The sequence below is a fragment of the Aeromonas sp. S11(2024) genome (genome assembly GCF_041402345.1).
Taxonomy (GTDB): Bacteria; Pseudomonadota; Gammaproteobacteria; order Enterobacterales; family Aeromonadaceae; genus Aeromonas; species Aeromonas veronii.
The window spans coordinates 49,769-70,900 of sequence record NZ_JBGLRC010000022.1 but is presented as its reverse complement, the minus strand read 5'-3'; the positions used below and the strand labels follow the sequence as shown (position 1 = coordinate 70,900).

General features: G+C 58.5%; 19 protein-coding genes. 11 read left to right on the top strand and 8 right to left on the bottom strand.

Going from position 1 to position 21,132, the window contains the following annotated elements; translation table 11 throughout:
• Positions 1-368: 368 nt before the first annotated feature.
• From hemG to pepQ, 4 genes are read right to left on the bottom strand one after another with little or no spacing between them, the layout of a single operon-like run.
• Complete coding sequence (gene hemG, locus ACB040_RS16095; protein ID WP_005339483.1) at positions 369-893, bottom strand: menaquinone-dependent protoporphyrinogen IX dehydrogenase; 525 nt, start codon at positions 891-893, stop codon at positions 369-371.
• Positions 894-900: 7 nt separating this feature from the next.
• Entirely contained in the window at positions 901-2,358 is a 1,458-nt protein-coding gene (locus tag ACB040_RS16090) for a TrkH family potassium uptake protein (protein ID WP_371155517.1), read from the bottom strand.
• Between the two features lie 36 nt (positions 2,359-2,394).
• On the bottom strand, positions 2,395-3,012 hold the full coding sequence (locus tag ACB040_RS16085; RefSeq protein WP_371155519.1) for a YigZ family protein: 618 nt from the start codon (positions 3,010-3,012) through the stop codon (positions 2,395-2,397).
• On the bottom strand, positions 3,012-4,334 hold the full coding sequence (pepQ, locus tag ACB040_RS16080; protein ID WP_129504971.1) for a Xaa-Pro dipeptidase: 1,323 nt from the start codon (positions 4,332-4,334) through the stop codon (positions 3,012-3,014). The genes ACB040_RS16085 and pepQ overlap by 1 nt, the downstream gene beginning before the upstream one ends.
• A gap of 191 nt (positions 4,335-4,525) precedes the next feature.
• On the opposite strand from pepQ, the gene ACB040_RS16075 reads away from it, so the two are divergent.
• The 6 genes from ACB040_RS16075 to ACB040_RS16050 all read left to right on the top strand — a co-directional run bounded on the left by ACB040_RS16075 (position 4,526) and on the right by ACB040_RS16050 (position 13,686).
• Positions 4,526-6,463 carry an acetoacetate--CoA ligase gene (locus ACB040_RS16075; protein WP_371155521.1) on the top strand — a complete coding sequence of 646 codons (1,938 nt, stop codon included), beginning with the start codon at positions 4,526-4,528 and terminating at the stop codon, positions 6,461-6,463.
• A 204-nt stretch (positions 6,464-6,667) separates the two neighbouring features.
• A complete protein-coding gene (gene fadB / locus ACB040_RS16070; RefSeq protein WP_371155523.1) occupies positions 6,668-8,815 on the top strand; it encodes a fatty acid oxidation complex subunit alpha FadB in 2,148 nt (715 codons plus the stop codon).
• Between the two features lie 21 nt (positions 8,816-8,836).
• Complete coding sequence (fadA, locus tag ACB040_RS16065) at positions 8,837-10,000, top strand: acetyl-CoA C-acyltransferase FadA (protein WP_265346694.1); 1,164 nt, start codon at positions 8,837-8,839, stop codon at positions 9,998-10,000.
• Positions 10,001-10,278: 278 nt separating this feature from the next.
• On the top strand, positions 10,279-11,001 hold the full coding sequence (locus tag ACB040_RS16060) for a response regulator (protein ID WP_005339475.1): 723 nt from the start codon (positions 10,279-10,281) through the stop codon (positions 10,999-11,001).
• Entirely contained in the window at positions 10,998-12,443 is a 1,446-nt protein-coding gene (locus ACB040_RS16055; protein WP_005339474.1) for an ATP-binding protein, read from the top strand. Before ACB040_RS16060 ends, ACB040_RS16055 begins: the two co-directional genes overlap by 4 nt.
• Before the next feature lie 4 nt (positions 12,444-12,447).
• Positions 12,448-13,686, top strand: coding sequence for an ABC transporter substrate-binding protein (locus ACB040_RS16050; protein ID WP_338773135.1), 1,239 nt, complete (start codon positions 12,448-12,450; stop codon positions 13,684-13,686).
• 75 nt (positions 13,687-13,761) lie between these two features.
• Here ACB040_RS16050 and ACB040_RS16045 read toward each other — a convergent pair whose 3' ends face one another.
• On the bottom strand, positions 13,762-13,953 hold the full coding sequence (locus ACB040_RS16045; protein ID WP_005339471.1) for a hypothetical protein: 192 nt from the start codon (positions 13,951-13,953) through the stop codon (positions 13,762-13,764).
• Positions 13,954-14,122: 169 nt separating this feature from the next.
• Here ACB040_RS16045 and tusA point away from each other — a divergent pair, with 169 nt between their 5' ends.
• Positions 14,123-14,368, top strand: coding sequence for a sulfurtransferase TusA (tusA, locus tag ACB040_RS16040; RefSeq protein ID WP_274161380.1), 246 nt, complete (start codon positions 14,123-14,125; stop codon positions 14,366-14,368).
• A gap of 21 nt (positions 14,369-14,389) precedes the next feature.
• Complete coding sequence (locus tag ACB040_RS16035) at positions 14,390-14,737, top strand: RidA family protein (RefSeq protein WP_252413403.1); 348 nt, start codon at positions 14,390-14,392, stop codon at positions 14,735-14,737.
• Positions 14,738-14,881: 144 nt separating this feature from the next.
• On the opposite strand, the gene ACB040_RS16030 is transcribed toward ACB040_RS16035, so the two are convergent.
• Together ACB040_RS16030 and ACB040_RS16025 are read right to left on the bottom strand one after the other, a co-directional pair.
• Positions 14,882-15,538: an OmpA family lipoprotein gene (locus ACB040_RS16030; RefSeq protein ID WP_005339468.1), complete on the bottom strand. Its 657-nt coding sequence runs from the start codon at positions 15,536-15,538 to the stop codon at positions 14,882-14,884.
• 129 nt (positions 15,539-15,667) lie between these two features.
• Positions 15,668-16,240, bottom strand: a complete 573-nt coding sequence (locus ACB040_RS16025) for a DNA-3-methyladenine glycosylase I (protein WP_338773138.1) — start codon at positions 16,238-16,240, stop codon at positions 15,668-15,670.
• A gap of 222 nt (positions 16,241-16,462) precedes the next feature.
• Between ACB040_RS16025 and glyQ the strand changes: the two genes are divergently transcribed.
• Both glyQ and glyS read left to right on the top strand, forming a co-directional pair.
• Positions 16,463-17,386: a glycine--tRNA ligase subunit alpha gene (glyQ, locus tag ACB040_RS16020; RefSeq protein WP_005339464.1), complete on the top strand. Its 924-nt coding sequence runs from the start codon at positions 16,463-16,465 to the stop codon at positions 17,384-17,386.
• Between the two features lie 9 nt (positions 17,387-17,395).
• Positions 17,396-19,465, top strand: a complete 2,070-nt coding sequence (gene glyS / locus ACB040_RS16015; protein WP_021229264.1) for a glycine--tRNA ligase subunit beta — start codon at positions 17,396-17,398, stop codon at positions 19,463-19,465.
• A 132-nt stretch (positions 19,466-19,597) separates the two neighbouring features.
• On the opposite strand, the gene ACB040_RS16010 is transcribed toward glyS, so the two are convergent.
• Positions 19,598-20,170, bottom strand: a complete 573-nt coding sequence (locus ACB040_RS16010; protein ID WP_371155529.1) for a hypothetical protein — start codon at positions 20,168-20,170, stop codon at positions 19,598-19,600.
• A 266-nt stretch (positions 20,171-20,436) separates the two neighbouring features.
• Between ACB040_RS16010 and ACB040_RS16005 the strand changes: the two genes are divergently transcribed.
• A complete protein-coding gene (locus tag ACB040_RS16005; RefSeq protein WP_371155531.1) occupies positions 20,437-20,967 on the top strand; it encodes a hypothetical protein in 531 nt (176 codons plus the stop codon).
• Positions 20,968-21,132 lie beyond the last annotated feature (165 nt).

Sequence of the window (21,132 nt, the reverse complement as noted above, 5' to 3'; positions counted from 1 at the left end):
GAAAATCAAAAATTGTTTTGATGTTCGATGCTGTGAGTGCCCACACAGATTGCTTGATTCAAATTGTTAAAGAGCGTCACGCTTGTCGCGTTGAGGAGGCGCATATTACGCTTCTCACTTCGAAAGTCAAGCGATTGTTTTCGCTTTTCTTTCGGCGCCCACTTCGCTAGGAAGCTAGCTCATCAGTTCGGCGTGTTCCGCCGTGCTGGTAGGGGCGCATTATAGGGAGCCGTGCCGGGATGACAAGAGGAAAACTGCAAAAAATAGCACTTTTTACAGTTTTCCGGTTCAACCGTTGTTTTATTAAACAAAAGCCCCGCATCGGCGGGGCTGTTTCGGGCAAGAAACCCTGAATTCACATCACGCAGCTACCTTTTTGACCAGAATTCGCGGGCAAAGCTGCGCACCTTTTCCCAATCGGTAAATTCAATGTCCTTACTGGTGTCGGTACTGCCACCGGTAATCTTCATGATCAGCTGGATGATGCGCGTCTGCCACCAGTTATAGCGGGAGTACTGCAGCGCACCGGCAAACACACCCAGGGTTTTCGGCTTCCAGGGAGAGAGGCGCAGGAACTTCTTCATATAAGCATTGGTTTGCGGTGTCTGCTTCTCTGGCTTGCGGGCCGTCAGGTTGACACAGAAGAAGGCCGCATTGGCCACCTCCAGCTGCTCCTGATGAGCGTGAATAAAGCTGAACAGGCTGGGGTGGAAGTTGCCATAACGGATAGAAGCTCCGATCAAGACCTTGGCATACTTGCTGAGGTTGCACATCGGCAAGGTGTGTAGGTCGTGCATCACCACTTCGCATCCCGGCATCTGCTCCAGCATGACATCGACTATTTTGCGGGTTTGGCCATCCCGAGAGGAATAAAGCACCAGAATCTTGTCCATAACAACCTCAACTACGCCAGAATGCAGGAGTAAACAGTACCAGAAGCGTGAAAATTTCCAATCGGCCAAACAACATGGCCACCACCAGCACCCACTGGGCCGCCGGCGAGATATTGCCGAAGTTGGCTGATACCTCTCCCAAACCCGGACCTACGTTGGTGAAAGCCGCAGCCACAGCGGTGAATGCGGTCACTTCGTTCAACCCCGTCATCAGCAACAGCAGCATGAACATAAAGAAGAGAATAATATAGGTGGCGAAGTAGCCCCACACCGCCTCGACGATGCGCTCGGGCACCGCCCGATTCCCCAGCTTCAAGGTATAGATGGCTCTGGGGTGAACCAACCGCTTCAACTCGCGCATCCCCTGCATGAACAGGATCATGAAACGCATCACCTTGATACCGCCGCCGGTACTGCCTGCGCAACAGCCGATAAAGGCGGAGAACATCAGCAGCATGGGCAGGAACGAGGGCCAGTCGGCATAGGTAGTGGTGCTGTAACCGGTGGTGGTACCCAGAGAGACCGCCTGGAACAATCCGTGGTTGAGCGCCTCTTGCCAGGTGGCGTAGTGTCCGTGGGTCAGCAAGGCGACAAAGCAGATCATCACCAGGGTCGCCTGAATGGCCAGGAACACCTTGAGTTCCGAGTCATAGAGATAGCGCCCGATCCGAACCGGACGGTGAGAGAAAACGGTAAAGTGGAGCGCAAAGTTCACGCTGGCCAGCAGCAGGAACACCACGGTAATCAGGTTGATGACCGGACTGTTGAAGAATCCGATGCTGGCATCGTGAGTGGAGAAGCCACCGACCGACAGAGTCGAGAACGAATGGCACACCGCATCGAACAGCGTCATTCCGGCGAGCCAGTAGGCCAGCGCACAGAGCGCGGTCAGCAGCAGATAGATGAACCAGAGCGCCTTGGCCGTTTCGGCGATGCGCGGCGTCACCTTGGTATCCTTCACCGGCCCCGGGATCTCGGCGCGATAGAGCTGCATGCCCCCGATCCCCAGCAGTGGCAAAATGGCCACCGCCAGTACGATGATCCCCATCCCTCCCAGCCACTGCAGCAACTGGCGATAGAACAGAAACGCCTTGGGCAGATTATCGAGCCCGGTCAGTACTGTTGCGCCTGTGGTGGTCAGGCCGGAGAAAGATTCGAAGAAGGCCTCCGAGACCGACATGTCCGGCACATCGCTCATGATGAAGGGCACCGCCCCCACACTGCCCAACACGGTCCAGAACAGCACCACAATCAGAAAGCCCTCTTTCGAGCGCATCTCCTTCTTGTGATAGCGATTGGGAAACCAGAGCACCACGCCGAGCAGCAGGGCGATCAGAAAAGAGCTGACGAACTCGGCACCACCACCATCCCGATAGCCAAAGGCCACCAGTGCAGGCAACAGCATGGTCGAGCTGAACAGCGCAACCAGCAGGCCAACAATGCGAATAATGCTCAGGATGTGCATTACAGCTCCCTTTCCCCAATTAAAGAGCGATGGATTCTAGCCATCTAAGGGGCTGAGGGATACCCGCCCATGAGTCCGGTCGGTCAATTCACGGTCCACCTGAGCCCAAACTGAGGACTCCCACGCCACCTGCAAGGTGACCTGCTGACCGTAATCGGCCGCCAGCAATTCGCCATTATGGCTGCTGATCAGCGACTCGACCGTCCCCATGTCACCGTAATCGCAGTGAATGAGAGAGGGAGTGCGCGGCACCTTAAGCAGGGTAGGCAGCTGCTTGAGGGCGGCACCGACGCCGCCTCCATAGGCTTTGACCAGTCCACCGGTGCCAAGCTGGATGCCGCCGTAGTAACGCACCACCACGGCACAGATTTCACCGAGCCCCGAGCCCATCAACTGGGCCAGGATCGGCTTGCCCGCCGTACCGGACGGTTCGCCATCATCGCTGAAGCCATAGACCTGGCTATCTTGCGGCGCGCCCGCCACAAAGGCCCAGCAGTGGTGGCGCGCGGCCGGATGTTGGCGTTTGATCTCGTTGACCCACCCCTTGGCCGCCTCGACGGTCGGGGTGTGGGCGATCAGGGTAATGAAGCGACTCTTCTTTATCTCTTCGGCCAACTCCAGCGGGGCAGCCGGAATGGAGTACGCAGCCGCCATCAGAGTCCTGCTTGTCTGGTCATGTTCTCCACCCCGTTGGCGTGCAGCACCACGTTGTCTTCGATGCGGATGCCGCCGAACGGACGCAGCGCCTCCACCTTGTTCCAGTTGACCCGCTTGCCCTGTTCGCCCTGACGCAGCGGCTCCAGCAAACTGTCGATGAAGTAGAGGCCCGGCTCGATGGTGAACACCTGACCCACCTCCATCACCCGGGTGCAGCGCAGATAGGGGAACAGCTCGGGCGCCGCCAAGTGGGTGCCGCGCTCATCCTGCATGAAACCACCCGCATCGTGTACCTGTAAACCGAGGAAATGGCCGAGGCCGTGAGGGAAGAAGACGTTGGTCACTCCGGTGTTGATCATCTCGTCCACCGACATGTCCACCAGCTCGGTCGCTTGCAGCAGGCGCGCCAGCTTGTGGTGCATCTGCAGGTGCAGCTCGCTGTAGCGGCGTCCCGGTTTGATCTCCTTGATGATCTCCTGCTGCTGCTCGTCGAGGGCTGCAATCAGATCGGCGAACTCGCCGCGCCGCCAAGCCCAGGTGCGGGTGATGTCGGAGGCATAACCGTGAAAATCGACACCCGCATCGATCAGGAAGGAGTGACGTTCCGCATCGGGCACCCGCACGGCGGACAAATGGGTGTAGTGAAGGATGGCTGCATTGCGGTTGATGGCGACGATATTGCCGTAGGGCGCCTCATTGGCTCCCTGGCCGACCGCTTTCATGTAGGCCAGATTGATCTCGAACTCGCTCGCCCCCGCCATAAAGGAGTCCTTGGCGGCGATATGGCCGCGTACCCCGATCCGGTTCGCCTCACGAAGACACTCCAGCTCGTAGGGGGTCTTGTAGGCGCGGTGATAGTGCAGGTAGTTGAGCACCGCCTCCGGATTGGGCTGGGTCAGCCCCAGCAGCTCGGCCACTTCCAGATGACCGCCCAGATAGGCCCACTCCTGCTTGTTGGCAGGTAGATGGTCGGCCACCTGTTCCGGCCGGGTCAGGAAACGGATATCGAAGAACTCAACCCAGAAGGCATTGGGCAGATCCGCTACTTTGTGCCAGAAATCAACCGGGCGGTAGAACAGCAATACCGGTTTGTTCACCCCGTCTACCAGCAGCCAGCAGTGGGGATTGTCCAGCACCGGCAACCAGGCCTTGAAGTGGGGGTTTACCTTGAACGGGTAATCCTGATCATCGAGGAAGATGCGGTGAGTCTGGCCGGAGTGGATGGCCAGTCCGCTGAGCCCCTGTTGTTGCAGAATGTCGCGGGTGCGCTGCTGCAAGGTATCGAGGTGCTGGGCAAAAAGTTGGCTGTAGCTGCTCATGGCGTCCTGCTCCGAGGTGAATGTGATTGCAGCATAACATCAAGCGCTTGGCGGCTCGACCCGTCAAGCTGCCGCTTCGTGAGGTAACGCATACGTTACAAACATGTTTGTTATCAACACAAAACCAATCATTAACAAATCAAAAACAATTCAATACACTGCCGGTAGATACATGAAGTCAGGGATTACTCATGGACAACCTCTGCCTGTGGCAACCGGATCCGCTCGGGATGCAGCAATCCAACCTCTACCGTTTTATGGCGGAGGTGAACCGTTTCCACGGCTTGCAGTTGCAGAACTACCCGCAGCTTTATCAATGGTCGGTGGAGAAGACCACCCGTTTCTGGCCGCTGGTATGGCAGCACTGCGGCGTCAAAGGCGAGCTCGGCAACATAGTGGCGGAAAACCGTCAGGATATGCAGCGCACCCGCTGGTTCCCCGATAGCCGCCTCAACTTCGCCGAAAACCTGCTGCGCCGTCAGGACGAGAGCCCGGCCATCATCTCCCGCATCGAAGGGGGTCCAAGCCGTACTCTGAGCTGGGGTGAACTGAGTGATCAGGTTGCCCGGCTGGCTCAGTGGCTGCGTCATCAGGGGATTGGTCGTGGCGATGTGGTCGCCGCCTATCTGCCCAATATTCCGGACACCGTGGTTGCCATGCTGGCAACCACCAGCCTCGGGGCGATCTGGACCTCCACCAGCCCCGACTTTGGCGAGGCCAGTGTGGTGGAGCGCTTCGGCCAGACCAGGCCACGGGTGCTGTTTGCGGTGGATGGCTATCGCTACAACGGCAAAGCTATCGACATTCAACAGAAGGTCGCCAGCGTGGTGAGCCAGATCGGCAGCATAGAGCAGACGGTGATGATCCCCCTGCTCGGCAACCCGCTGCAGCTTGGTCACGACTGGCAACAAGTGCTGGCGAGCCAGCCGGACGCCAGCCTCCAGTTCGAGCCGATGGCCTTCAATGACCCGCTCTATATCCTCTATTCATCCGGCACCACTGGCAAACCCAAGTGCATCGTGCACGGCATCGGCGGTACCCTGCTGCAACATCTGAAAGAGCACCAGCTGCACTGCGACATCAAGCCGGGGGAGCGGATCTTCTACTTCACCACCTGCGGCTGGATGATGTGGAACTGGCTGGTGAGCGCCCTCGCCTCCGGCGCCACCCTGGTGCTCTATGACGGCTCGCCGTTTTATCCGGATGGCAATGTGCTGTGGGATCTGGCCCGCGACGAGCAGGTCAGCTTGTTCGGCACCTCGGCCAAGTATCTCGATGCGCTGCACAAGCAAGGTTATGCTCCCATCAAGAGCCACGATTTGCCGCACTTGCGATTGATCTGCAGTACCGGCTCCGTGCTGTCGCCGGAGGGGTTCGACTACGTCTACCAGCAGATAAAGCAGGATGTGCAGCTCAGCTCCATCTCCGGCGGCACCGATATCTGCTCCTGCTTCGTCATCGGCAACCCGCTCAGCCCCGTCTATCGCGGCGAGAGCCAGGGGCGTGGCCTCGGTCTCGCGGTGCAGGTGTTCAACGAAGCGGGCCAGCCGGTGCAGGGGGAGAAGGGCGAGCTGGTCTGCACCAAGCCGTTCCCGGCCCAGCCCATCTACTTCTGGGGCGACGAAAATGGCGACAAGTACCACGCCGCCTACTTCGAGCGGTTCGACAACATCTGGTGCCACGGCGACTGGATCGAGTTGACCCCGACCGGCGGCATTCTGTTCTATGGCCGCTCCGACGCCACCCTCAACCCGGGCGGTGTGCGCATCGGCACCAGCGAGATCTATCGCTACGTCGAACAGCTCGACGAAGTGGAAGAGAGCATCGTCATCGGCCAGCAGTGGCAGCAGGACGAGCGGGTGGTGCTGTTCGTCAAGCTCAAGGCGGGCTGCAAGCTGGATGAGCCGCTGCGCGAGCGGATCCGCCAGCAAATAAAGCAGCACTGCACCGCCCGCCACGTGCCCGCCCGCATCCTGCAGGTGGATGCCATCCCCCGCACCAAGTCCGGCAAGATCGTCGAACTGGCGGTGCGTGAAGTGGTACACAACCGGCCGGTCAACAACACCCATGCCCTCGCCGATCCCGAGGTGCTGAACCAGTATCGCAACCGGCCGGAACTGGCCAGTTGATAACAAACTCACATCTATCCGGGGCGCCGCAAGGCGCCTCTCTTTTGCCTGTTTTGTGATGAAGAGCTTTTACTCGAGATCTGTTAAACAAATGTTTTAAATAGGTGTTGAAAATGTCTCCTTTTGGATCAATAGTGAGCCTCGCCCCCTGCTGGGGATTAAGGAGCACCACTCCCCACTGAGTGGGAACAAGGAGACACTCTCATGATCTACCAAGGCGAAACCCTGTCGGTCAGCTACCTCGAAAACGGCATAGCCGAGCTGAGGTTTGATGCCCCGGGTTCAGTCAACAAGCTGGATCGCGCTACCCTGCTCTCCCTGAGCGAAGCGATCGCCGCATTACAACAAGAACGTGAACTAAAAGGTCTGATCCTCACCTCCGGCAAAGACGCCTTTATCGTCGGTGCCGACATTACCGAATTCCTGGAACTGTTCGATCTGCCGCAAGAAGATCTGCTCGGCTGGCTGAGAAAGGCCAACGACATCTTCAACGCCATCGAAGATTTGCCGGTTCCGACCCTCTCCGCCATCAAGGGACACGCTCTGGGCGGCGGCTGCGAGACCATTCTCTCCACCGACTTCCGTCTGGCTGACACCAGCGCCAAGATTGGCCTGCCCGAGACCAAACTCGGCATCATGCCGGGCTTTGGCGGCACAGTCCGTCTGCCGCGAGTGATCGGCGCCGACAACGCGCTTGAGTGGATCACCACCGGCAAGGATTACCGTGCCGATGACGCCCTCAAGGTGGGCGCCATCGACGCCGTGGTCGCCCCGGACGCACTGCAGAGCGCTGCGCTGCAGATGATCAAGGACGCCATCGCGGGCAAGCTGGACTGGCAGAGCCGTCGTGCCGCCAAGAAAGCCCCGCTGCGCCTCTCCAAACTGGAAGCCATGATGAGCTTCACCACCGCCGCCGGCATGGTTGCCGCCGTGGCGGGTAAACACTATCCGGCGCCTATGACCGCGGTGAAAACCGTCGAGGCCGCCGCAGGCATGGGCCGTGACGAAGCGCTGGTCGTCGAGGCACAAGGCTTTATCAAGCTGGCCAAAACCGATGTCGCCAAGGCACTGGTCGGGATCTTCCTGAACGATCAGCACATCAAGGCGCTGGCCAAGAAGGCGGCCAAGCAGGCAAGCAAGGCCACCGGCCACGCCGCCGTACTGGGTGCCGGCATCATGGGTGGCGGCATCGCCTACCAGTCTGCCAGCAAGGGCATTCCGGCGGTGATGAAGGATATCAACGAGAAGGCGCTGGCACTTGGCATGGGCGAAGCCACCAAGCTGCTCAACGGCCAGCTCGAAAAGGGCCGCATCGACGGCATCAAGATGGGCCAGGTGCTCTCCGCCATTACCCCGACCCTCAGCTATGACAACGTCAAGCATGTGGATGTGGTGGTCGAAGCCGTGGTCGAGAATCCCAAGGTGAAAGCCGCCGTACTGGGCGAAGTGGAAGGGATCATTGGCGAAGACGCCGTGCTCGCCAGCAACACCTCCACCATCCCCATCTCCCTGCTGGCCAAGGGACTGAAGCGCCCGCAGAACTTCTGCGGCATGCACTTCTTCAACCCGGTGCACCGCATGCCACTGGTGGAGATCATCCGCGGCGAGCAAACCTCCGATGAAACCATCAACCGCGTGGTGGCCTACGCCGCCGCCATGGGCAAGTCCCCGGTGGTGGTCAACGACTGCCCTGGCTTCTTCGTCAACCGCGTGCTGTTCCCCTACTTCTTCGGCTTCAACAAGCTGGTCGCCGATGGCGCCGACTTCGCGGCCGTCGACAAGGTGATGGAGAAGGAGTTCGGCTGGCCCATGGGCCCCGCCTACCTGCTGGACGTGGTCGGCATCGACACCGGTCACCATGCCGGTGACGTGATGGCGCAAGGCTTCCCGGCGCGGATGAGCAAGGAAGGCCGCACCGCCATCGACGTGATGTACGAAGTGAACCGCTTCGGTCAGAAGAACGGCAAGGGCTTCTACGCCTACGAGCAGGACAAGAAGGGCAAGCCGAAGAAGGTGGCCGACGCCGCCAGCTACGAGCTGCTGGCTCCCATTGCCAAGCCGAAACAGGATTTCGACAAGGACGCCATCATCGCCCGCATGATGATCCCGATGATCAACGAGGTGGTGCTCTGTCTGGAAGAGGGCATTGTCGCCACGCCAGCCGAAGCCGACATCGCACTGGTCTACGGTCTGGGCTTCCCTCCTTTCCGCGGCGGCGTGTTCCGCTATCTGGACACTATCGGTCTGGATCGCTACGTGGCCATGGCCGACCAGTATGCCGACTTGGGCCCGCTCTACCGCGTCAGCGACCGCTTACGCGAGATGGCCGCCCAAGGCAAAACCTTCTACTGATTGCGGAAAGGAGATCCATTCATGAAAGACGTAGTCATTGTCGACTGTATCCGGACCCCGATGGGCCGGTCCAAGGGCGGCGCCTTCCGCAACGTGCGTGCAGAAGATCTGTCCGCGCACCTGATGAAATCCATCCTGCTGCGCAACCCCAACCTCGACCCGAACGAGATCGAGGATATCTACTGGGGCTGCGTGCAGCAGACCCTGGAGCAGGGCTTCAACATCGCCCGCAACGCCGCGCTGCTGGCCGGCATTCCGAAGCAGGTAGGGGCGGTTACCGTCAACCGCCTGTGTGGCTCCTCCATGCAGGCGCTGCACGACGCCTCCCGCGCCATTCAGGTGGGTGACGGGGATATCTTCATCATCGGCGGCGTCGAGCACATGGGTCACGTGCCGATGAGCCACGGCGTTGACTTCCATCCCGGCATGGCCAAGTCGGTGGCGAAAGCCTCCGGCATGATGGGGCTGACCGCCGAGATGCTCGGCAAGCTGCACGGCATCAGTCGTCAGCAGCAGGACGAATTTGCCGCCCGCTCCCACCGCCGCGCTCACGCCGCCACAGTGGAAGGACGTTTTGCCAAGGAGATCGTCGGGCTGGAAGGCCATGACGCCAGCGGCGCGCGCTTCTTCTACGACTACGACGAGGTGATCCGCCCGGAGACCACGATCGAAACCCTGAGCCAGCTGCGCCCGGTGTTTGACCCGGTCAACGGCACCGTCACCGCCGGCAGCTCCTCGGCGCTGTCAGATGGCGCCGCCGCCATGCTGGTGATGAGCGCGGATCGCGCCAAGGCCCTCGGCCTCACGCCGCGCGCCAAGGTACGTGCCATGGCCATCGCTGGCTGTGACGCCGCCATCATGGGTTACGGCCCGGTGCCGGCCACCCAGAAGGCGCTCAAGCGTGCCGGTCTGACTGTCGGTGATATCGACCTGTTCGAGCTGAACGAGGCGTTTGCCGCCCAGTCCCTGCCCTGCGTGAAGGATCTGGGTCTGCAGGACCTGGTGGACGAGAAGGTGAACCTGAACGGCGGCGCCATTGCGCTGGGCCACCCCCTCGGCTGCTCCGGCGCCCGCATCTCCACCACCCTCATCAATCTGATGGAGGAGAAGGATGCCACCCTGGGGGTTGCCACCATGTGTATCGGTCTGGGTCAGGGCATCGCCACCGTGTTTGAACGGGTGTGATAACCAGCCGGATCGACGGGATGCACTACTGAGAGTTGTCCCTTTTCGGGGCCAGTCTGACTGGCCCCTTTTCAAGTCTGTGACGATCGCCACACGGGGTGCTCGTCAGTGGTCAGAAGCTGTCTGTTGGCCGTCCCGTTTGGGTCGGCCTTTTTTCGTTTTAATCTTATCAATAGGCTGTTATTGCCTTAAACCTCACATTAGATGGGGGGCTTGCTTGCTTTTTACTCCCCCGACAGGTTCAATCTGCACAAAAAAATGGGTGGATGCACATACATATGTCAATGAGCAAACAACTGCTGATCGTCGATGACGACCAAGAGATCCGCGAGCTGCTCAATGAGTACCTGACTCGGGCGGGCTTTCAGGTATTGACGGCGGCGGAGGGCAATGAGATGCGCCAGCAACTCGCCCAGCACAGCCCGGACCTGATTATTCTGGACATCATGATGCCCGGCGAGGACGGTTTTACCCTCTGCCAGCAGATCCGTCGTGACTCCCAGGTGCCCATCATCATGCTGACCGCCGCCTCCGACGAAGCGGATCGGGTAATCGGCCTGGAACTCGGCGCCGACGACTATATCGCCAAGCCGTTCAGCCCCCGTGAACTGCAGGCCCGCATCAAGGCGCTGCTGCGCCGCGCCGAATTCCGCCAGCCGGAAAAAGAGAAAGAGCCGAGCCGCCGCCTGCGTTTTGCCGAGTGGACCCTCGACACTCTGAGCCACCAGTTGACCCATGACGATGGCAGCCTGCTGGACCTCTCCGGCAGCGATGCCATGCTGCTCGGCATGTTCCTGCAACAGCCCGGCGTGGTGCTGGATCGCGACACCATCTCGGATGCCACCCGCGGCCGCGAAAGCCTGCCGATGGAGCGCGGTATCGACGTGCAGATCAGCCGCCTGCGCCAGAAGCTGGGCGACAACGGCAAGAGCCCGCGCATCATCAAGACCATTCGCGGCAGTGGTTACATGCTGATTGCCGAGGTGCACGAGCTGCCATGAGCAACAAGTGGTCCTGGGGGGCGCTGGTGCCCCGCTCCCTGTTGTCACGGATGATCCTGCTGTTGTTGCTGGCCATCCTGCTCTCCCAGACCATTCTGACCGGCATCTGGATGCAGCAGATCCAGAAGCGGGAGCTGGAGGGGATGCTCAGCACCACCCGCAACCTCGCCATGTCTGCCGCTTCCACCGTCAACTTCTTCAAATCCCTGCCGCTGCAGTATCGCCATATCGCGCTGGACCAGCTGCGCAACATGGGGGGCAGCCGCTTCTTCGTCTCGCTCAACGAGGAAGAGATACACATCAACGCCATCCCCGACAGCGAACGCAAGACGCAGGTGCTGGAAGAGGTTCAGGGAGTGCTGACCCGCAAGCTCTCCGACGCCATGGCGATCAAGGTGGATTTCTCCCGACCCGATGACCTCCATGTCTTCAACAACGACACCTTGCTGGCAGATCTCCCCTCCTCCTGGGCCCGTTACACCCTGTCGCTGGAACCGCTCAATCCACCGGTGCTGGTTACCCAGATCGAGATTGAAAAGGGGGAGTGGCTCTATCTGGCGGCCCTGCTGCCCGCGCCCTACATGACGCTGGATGACACCGTCATGCCAAGCAACCAGGTGCGTTTCATCGCCCTGATGACGGTGTTCCTCTGCTTCTTCACCTTTATGCTGGTGCGCTGGCAGACCCGCCCGCTGCGCCGTCTCGCCAAGGCGGCGGTGAATCTCGGCAAGGATATCGATCAGCCTTCGCTCAAAGAGGAAGGAGCATCGGAAATCGTGGCGGCCACCCGCGCCTTCAACATCATGCAGCACCGCATTCGCCGTTATATCGACGATAGAGAGCGGCTGTTCAGCTCCATCTCCCACGACCTCAAGACCCCCATCACCCGACTGCGACTGCGGGTCGAACTGCTCGACGACGAGGTGCAAATCGCCAAGTTCAACAAGGATCTCGACGAGCTGGAGCTGATGGTGAAAGGGGCGCTGCAGACGGTCAAAGAGACCGACATTCACGAGAATATCGAGGAGATCGACATCAACGCCCTGCTTGAACAGATGGCGGAGTCGATGAACCTGCACGACGAGCGGCTGACCATCGAAGGCCACTGCAAGTGGCCCTACCGCGGCAAGCTGCTGGCGCTCAAGCGCTGCATCGGCAATCTGGTAGACAACGGCATCAAGTACGGCCAGCGGGTGCGCATCATCATCATGGATGACGAGGAGATGCTGATCCTCTTCATCATGGATGAGGGCCCCGGCCTGCCGGACGATCAGTTCGAGCGCATTTTCGAACCCTATTACCGGCTCAGTACCGATCAGGCCGGCACCGGCCTCGGCCTTGGCATCGCCCGCAACATTGCCCACGCCCACGGTGGCGATCTGGTGCTGGAAAACCGTCCGCAAGGTGGCCTGCAGGCCACGCTCTCCCTACCAAGGCAGTAACCTTATGAAGTGGTTGTCTTTTTCTGTCATCGCCCTGCTCTCTGCTCCCGTTGCCGCCTCCCAGGTGGAAGTGCTGCACTGGTGGACCTCCGGCGGCGAAGCGAAAGCGGTCGAAGTGCTCAAATCCGAGTGGACCAAACAGGGCAACCAGTGGAACGACTTTGCAGTGCAGGGCGGCGGCGGCAAGAGTGCCATGACGGTATTGAAGAGCCGGGCACTGGCGGCCAACCCGCCCGAAGCAGCTCACCTCAAGGGCTATGAACTCAAGGAGTGGGCCGGGCTCGGCTTCCTGCGCGATCTCACCCCCATGGCCGAACACCTCGGCTGGTACAGCCAGATGCCGCCCATGGTACGGGCCACCCTCAGCCAGAATGGCGCCCTGATGGCGGTGCCCACCGGCATCCACCGGGTCAACTGGCTGTGGCTAAACCGCAAGATCTTCGAGCGCAACAAGCTGACTCCACCCACCGACTGGGCCCAGTTTGTCACCGTCGCCAACCAGCTTAAAAAACGGGGCATCACTCCGCTCGCCATCGGCAACGAGCCCTGGCAGCTGGCAGTGTTGTTTGAAACGGTGGCGCTCGGTGAGGGCGGTAAAGAATTCTATCGCAAGGCGTTCCTCGAGCAGGACAGCGCCACCCTGACCGGCCCCGACATGGTGCGGGTGTTGACTCGTTTTCAGCAGCTGCGCGCCTATGTGCCGCAAAAATACGCCGGTCTGAAGTGGCATCAGGCCACCAACCTGCTGGAGAGCGGTGGCGCCGCCATGCAGGTGATGGGGGACTGGGTGAAGGGGGAGCTGAGCGCCGGTAACTACCGGCCGGGTGAGGATATCGCCTGCCTGCCGAGCCCGGGCAGCGCCGGACTGTTCAGCTACAACCTCGACTCCATCGCCATGTTCAAACAGCGGGATCCGGCCCAGCTGCAGGCGCAGGGGGATCTGGCCCAGCTGCTGATGACGCCGCAATTCCAGGAGGAGTTCAATCGGGTGAAGGGGTCTATTCCTGCTCTGACCAATCCCGACATGAGCAAGTTCGACCGCTGCGCCGTCCGCTCCTATCAGGATTTCCTGCTGGCGGAAAAGCAGGACAACCTGCTGCCCAGCATGGCGGAAGGGATGGCGACGCCGACCAATATGCGGCAGGCGATCCTCGATGTGCTGAGCAACTTCTTCAACGACCCCAAGGCCAACCCGGAGCTGACGGCGCTGCATCTGGAGCGGGCGATGCGCTCGACCCGCTGATCCGGGCACATTGCCAAACGGCAGAAATGACAAAGGCGGAATTGCTCCGCCTTTGTTGTTGAATCGTCATCCGATTCAGGATTGATCGTTCTCGTCCTCATCCTCGTCATAGTAATCGCTGAGCTCGATCCAGAGCCCCAACCCGACCATCACCATGGAGCCGAACCAGGTACCGGTGTTCCCGATCGGGCTGCCCATCACTATCATGGCGAAGGACAAGAACCCCATGCCTGCATAGGCTTGTAATCTGCCGTAGGAGACCTGCATATTCACCTCCTTGTTGAATATGGTTCAATTTTTATATTACTCGTCCGGCGCAAGCTGGATAGGGCTGAATAACATTTCGGTTACATATGCTGGTTGATGGGGCGTTTGTTTGATTATTTTTTAGCCCTGAGTATCATTGGCAGCCGAATAGGTTGAAGGTTGATAATAGATGAGTGATTTATTCTGCGGCGCAACTCACAAGTTGGACGCAATCGGGCTTCGTTGCCCGGAACCCGTTATGATGGTTCGCAAGAAAGTGCGGCTGATGGCGGATGGCGAGACCCTGCTGGTCAGTGCCGACGATCCTTCAACCACCCGCGACATCCCCAGTTTCTGCCGCTTTATGGATCACACCCTGGTCGCCAGCGAGACAGAGCAGGCCCCCTACCGCTATCTGATCCGCAAGGGTCAATAAGCCCCCGTACCGGAGCACTCCATGACAACCATTACCCGAATCGGCACCACCCAGCGTTGGTCAGACGTGGTCATCCACAATGGCACCCTCTACGTGGTGGAAGTGCCCGTCAGCGAAGAGGCCGACATCCACCAGCAGACCCGCGAAGTGCTGGCAAGCCTGCAGCGCCTGCTGGAAGCCAACGGCTCCGGCGTCGACAAGATCCTGATGGCCAATATCTATCTCAAAGACATTCAGGACATCGCGACCTTCAACGAGCAGTGGGATGCCTGGATCCCGGCTGGCACCGCACCGGTTAGAGCCTGTGTACAGGCCCGCCTGGCCCACGAAGGCTACAAGGTCGAAGTGCAGCTGACAGCGGCGGTCTAAGAGGCGCTTATCCCCCTCATCCCCGCCCCTTCTCCCACGAGGGGAGAAGGGAGCAAACAACAAGGCGTCATTGCTCGCCACGGCGCCAATAGAAAGGCCCCGCCATTACTGGCGGGGCCTTTTCGTTACCGAAACCTGAACGACTTAGGCGGTCGGGGTCAGGGTAATGGTCACGCGGCGGTTCTGGGCTTTGCCAGCGGCGGTGCTGTTGGTAGCAACCGGCTGATCCGGGCCCACGCCGGTGGTGGAGATGCGGCTACCTGCTACGCCCTGACCAATCAGCTGGGCGGCAACGGCATCGGCACGATCGCGGGAGAGCTTCATGTTCAGGTCGCGGGAACCGGTACTGTCGGTGTGACCGACCACGTTCAGGCGGGTCTTGTCGAACTCGGCAACGACCATGGCCACACCGGAGAGGGTGTTGGCACCGGCCGCTTTCAGCTGGGAGCTGGAGCTGTCGAAGGTCACGTTGTTCGGCATGTTGAGGATCAGCTCATTGCCATTGCGGGTCACGCTGACGCCGGTACCCTGCAGCTTCTCGCGCAGCTTGGCTTCCTGCACGTCCATGTAGTAGCCGATACCGCCACCCAGGGCCGCGCCGGCAGCAACGCCGGTCAGGATGCCCTTCTTGCGGTCACCCTTGCTGGAGGAGAGCGCACCTACGGCCGCACCGGCAGCGGCGCCAGCCAGCGCGCCCCAGGCACCTTTGGAGGTCTGGGATTCACCTGTGTAGGGGTTGGTGGTACAGCCGCTCAGGGCAACGGTCAGTGCCAGAGCAGGCACCAGGATCTTGGCTCGCATGAAAAAACCTCTGTGAAAACAATCCGGCACCATGCCGGGGGCCGGATTGTAACGCGCTGGCACGCCATTGTCTGACGCAAGCCTGAACAGATGGCGAGAGCGGTGTTTTTTTGGGCAATCGAAGGGTTGTCAGCGCGGTAACTGACACTCGGCGTAGCAAGGACAGCTGACCAGATGATCGTTCACCATCCCCACCGCCTGCATAAAGGCGTAACAGATGGTGCTGCCGACGAAGTTGAAGCCGAGCTTCTTGAGCGCTTTCGACATGGCATCCGACTCCGGCGAAGTCGCCGGAATGTCGCCATTGCCCTGCCGCTGGTTGACGATGGGGGCGCCGCCAACAAAGCCCCACAGGTAGGCGGCGAAGTCGATCCCCTGCTCCTGCAACGCCAGATAAGCGCGGGCATTTCTGATGATCGACTGCACCTTGAGCCGGTTGCGGATAATGCCGGTGTCCTGCATCAGCCGCTCTACATCCTGCTCGTCGAAGCGGGCAATCTGCACCGGATCAAAGTCCGCATAGGCGCGGTAATAGCTCTCGGTGCGCTTGAGGATGGTGATCCACGACAGCCCCGCCTGCTGGCCGTCGAGGCAGAGCTTGGCAAACAGCTCGCGCGAGTCATAGACCGGCCTGCCCCACTGTTTGTCATGGTATTCAATGTATTCCGGGTCTTTGGTCACCCAGGCGCAGCGCAGTTCCATTTCCTCTCCCTCGTTATTTCAGCGGTTTGCCCGACCCTGCCCACTCTGCAGGCGGCACTGCTCACATCATATACCGGACATCCCGCCCGACCAGCCAGGGCGCAGCACCATCCCGCGAATCCGCTGCAATTTCGCCTATTATCCGACCATGCCAGACGGTATACTCCCCCGGTTCACATTCAGCAAATCTTGCTCTGATTTTCACTTCGCGCGAAAAAAATTATGCAAAAATTCGATGTCAAAACCTTTCAGGGCCTGATCCTGCAGCTGCAGGACTATTGGTCCCGCCAGGGCTGTACCATCATTCAGCCGCTGGATATGGAAGTGGGTGCCGGTACTTCCCACCCCATGACCTGTCTGCGTGCCCTGGGCCCGGAGCCCATCGCCTGCGCTTACGTGCAACCGTCCCGCCGTCCCACTGACGGCCGCTACGGTGAAAACCCGAACCGCCTGCAGCACTACTACCAGTTCCAGGTGATCATCAAGCCTTCCCCCGACAACATTCAGGAACTCTATCTGGGCTCCCTGAAAGAGCTGGGCATGGATCCCGAGATCCACGACATCCGCTTCGTGGAAGACAACTGGGAAAACCCGACTCTGGGTGCCTGGGGTCTGGGTTGGGAAGTGTGGCTGAACGGCATGGAAGTGACCCAGTTCACCTACTTCCAGCAGGTCGGCGGCCTCGAGTGCAAGCCGGTCACCGGCGAGATCACCTACGGTCTCGAGCGTCTGGCCATGTACATTCAGGGCGTGGACAGCGTCTACGATCTGGTCTGGTCTGATGGCCCGCTGGGCAAGACCACCTACGGCGACGTGTTCCACCAGAACGAAGTGGAGCAATCCACCTACAACTTCGAACACGCCGATGTGGAGTTCCTGTTCCACTGCTTCGAGCAGTACGAGAAGGAAGCCCAGAACCTGCTGGCACTGGAAAAACCGCTGCCGCTGCCTGCCTACGAGCGCATCCTCAAAGCCGCTCACTCCTTCAACCTGCTGGATGCCCGCAAGGCCATCTCGGTCACCGAGCGTCAGCGCTACATCCTGCGCATTCGCACCCTGACCAAGGCCGTGGCAGAGGCATACTACGCCTCCCGCGAAGCGCTGGGCTTCCCGATGTGTCAGCGCAGTGAGAACAAGCAAGGTTAAGGAACGGACATGGCACAACATACATTTCTGGTAGAGATCGGTACTGCTGAGCTGCCGCCCAAAGCCCTGCGCTCCCTGGCCGAAGCCTTTGCCGACAACTTCAAAGCCGAACTGACCAAGGCCGATCTGGCCTTCGGCGACGTCGAGTGGTTTGCCTCACCGCGCCGTCTGGCGCTGAAGGTAAGCGAGCTGGCCGGCGAACAGCCGAGCAAGAGCGTCGAAAAGCGCGGCCCGGCCGTGGCGCAGGCGTTCGATGCCGAAGGCAAGCCGACCAAGGCTGCAGAAGGCTGGGCCCGTGGCAACGGCATCACCGTTGAGCAGGCCGAGCGTCTGGTCACCGACAAGGGCGAGTGGCTGGTTCACACCGCCAAGGTCGAAGGCCGTCCGGCCGTCGATCTGCTGGGTGAGCTGGTTAGCCAGGCACTGGCCAAACTGCCCATCCCGAAAATGATGCGCTGGGGTGACAAGACCATCCAGTTCGTGCGTCCGGTCTTCACCGTGACCCTGCTGCTGGATGGCGAGCTGGTGCCCGCCCACATTCTGGGTATCGACTCTGCCCGCACCATCCGCGGTCACCGCTTTATGGGCGAGAGCGAGTTCACCATCGACAACGCCAGCCAGTACCCGCAGATCCTGCAGGAGCGCGGCATGGTGATTGCCGACTTCATGGCGCGCAAGGCCAAGATCAAGGCTGACGTCGAAGCGGCTGCTGCCGCCTTCGGTGGCGTGGCCGATCTGGACGATGCCCTGCTGGAAGAAGTGACCGCACTGGTCGAGTGGCCGGTAGTGCTGACCGCCAACTTCGAAGAGAAGTTCCTGGCCGTTCCGGCTGAGGCGCTGGTGCACACCATGAAGGGTGACCAGAAGTACTTCCCGGTCTACGACAAGAACGGCAAGCTGCTGCCGAAGTTCATCTTTGTCACCAACATCGAGTCCAAAGACCCGAGCCAGATCATCAGCGGCAACGAGAAGGTGGTTCGCCCCCGTCTCTCTGACGCCGAGTTCTTCTTCAAGACCGACCTCAAGCAGACCCTGGCCTCCCGCCTGCCGCGCCTTGAAACCGTGCTGTTCCAGCAACAGCTGGGCACCGTCAAGGCCAAGGTCGAGCGCATCGAGACCGTTGCCGGCTTTATCGCCGAGCGCATCGGTGCCGATGTGGCTCAAGCCAAGCGTGCCGGTCTGCTCTCCAAGTGTGACCTGATGACCAACATGGTCGGCGAGTTCACCGACACCCAGGGTGTCATGGGGATGCACTACGCCCGTCACGATGGCGAAGACGAAGCAGTGGCAGTGGCCCTCAACGAGCAGTACATGCCGCGCTTTGCCGGTGATGCCCTGCCGTCCGGTCTGGTTGCCTGCGCCGTCGCGCTGGCCGACAAGTTCGACACCCTGGCCGGTATCTTCGGCATCGGCATGCTGCCGAAGGGTGACAAGGACCCGTTCGCCCTGCGTCGCGCCGCCATCGGTGCCCTTCGCATCATGACCGAGAAACAGCTGGACTTGGATCTGGTTGAACTGGTTGAAGAAGCGGTACGCGTCTACGGCGACAAGCTGACCAACAAAACCGTCGTTACCGACGTGGTCGACTTTATGCTGGGCCGCTTCCGCGCCGCCTATCAGGACGAAGGCATCGGTGCCGACGTGGTGCTGGCCGTACTGGCCCGCCGCCCGACCCGTCCGCTCGACTTCGATCGTCGCGTCAAGGCCGTCAGCCACTTCCGCACCCTGGATGCCGCCCTGGCACTGGCTGCCGCCAACAAGCGCGTGAGCAACATTCTGGCCAAGGTCGAAGGCGAGTTGCCGACTGCCGTCAAACCGGAACTGCTGGTCGATGCCGCCGAGAAGGCGCTGGCCACCCAGGTTGCCGAACTGCAAGCCGAACTGGCCCCGCTGTTCGCCGCCGGTGACTATCAGGCAGCCCTCACCCGTCTGGCCGCCCTGCGCGAGCCGGTCGACACCTTCTTCAATGAAGTGATGGTGATGGCCGACGACGAAGCCCTCAAGGCCAACCGTCTGGCACTGCTGAACAACCTGCGCAACCTGTTCCTGCAAGTCGCGGATATCTCTCTGCTGCAGTGATTTGAGTTGAGTAAGTGATATTAAAAACGGCACCTCTTGGTGCCGTTTTTATAAAAAACGGAGATGAACAAAAAACATTTTAACTCCATCTACCCCATATGAAGTTAATAATATCCATAAAACTTTATAATACTAGCTATCTATTGGTCGATAAGTACATTGACTGAGATCAGCAAGTTCTTTCTTCGTACTTTGTGGCGTTGGATTAAAACTGGCCATCATTTTGTCATTTACATATATATCGAAGTTACTTGCAGTGTTAATGACATGGATAAATTGCTCCCATGCAATGTCTCCACTTCTGAACCCAACTCCTTCTGGGATAAGGTATGAATCTCCATCAACAACAATCTCCACTTTATTGTTAGATGATGGAGATAAATCATTTCCATTTCCTAGTCTAAAGCTAGCCGATGTTTTTTCACCTGTTTCTGTATAACCAAGATCACACATAATGGTGAACTCATCCCCTGATTCATTATTAATGTTTAGCGCTAAAAAGCCCTGTCCAAATTCGCCTTTCCATATATTAGGAACTGCATATGCAGGGGAAATAATCAAACTTGCGGTCATTAAAAGCACTGAAAACCGAACCATTACATAGCTCCTTCTAAAATGGTTAACTCTAATAGCTGCAGATGAGGTATCATCTATTGCTATTAAACACGGAGAGACAAAAAAATCAATTATATGATTAAAAAACATTGAACTGATCCACACTAACTCGTAGGTTAAATTAGTAACCGAGCGTAATATGACGTTTGCGTTGTCGTAATCATGAAAAAAGTAAATTCTTGATCAAGAACACATTAAAACTATATTAGCCTTCCTTTTTACAAAGCCAGCAGTAAAATGTTTTTCTAGCGACTAAAAATACATGCTGCTTAAATGAAATTAAAAATTAACTAGCAAGGGTTATTTTCATGGCAAGATATTTTGACTTTTCAAATGATTAATATGAATTTTACAGTTTGGGGGAGCTAAGAGAAATCTGGCAAAAACTTCCTAACCAAGATGCAATAAATGCCGTTGCAGAAGCACATCAATACTATGATTTTCTAAATGATATGATCGTTGGAAGAGTTCAAAGTTGGTCACACCCATTAGCCCAAAGAGAAACTTGGTTCACCCCATCTAAACTAGTATTGTCTGCACGAGCAGGAGCCATTTCCAGTTGTATTTCGGTTGGTTCATCAATTATTGAATGCGCAATGAGATCGCATGCTGAGAATAGAAAGATCAGGTCTTTAATGAAAAAAGACCCCAAACATAGAACCTTCGGCACAGTTGTTCACTCGTGGAAAAATCATGGTGTTTTCTCAAATGAAATTTCTGGTGTAGTGGCAGATTTAGACCGTCTCCTAGGAAAAAGAAATAACATTCACCTTTACGCAAGTTTTGGTGAGTCATGGGAAGATAAAGTTAATCAGGAGACCCAAATTCTTGATTCAATTAAAAGGCTATTCAACTTCTTCCAAAATCTGGATCCTGTTAATCCGTAATTATTTATTAGCCGGTAGACGTAATTGGATGTTTGCATAAATTAATTATCCAGCCATAACGACCAGCCGAATTTCCCCTCCGGCTGGCCGCTGGCCGATCCTGCTTCACGGCAACAACCGTAATCAAAGCCTATCGTTCGTCCGATTACGCTGCGCTAATCGAAC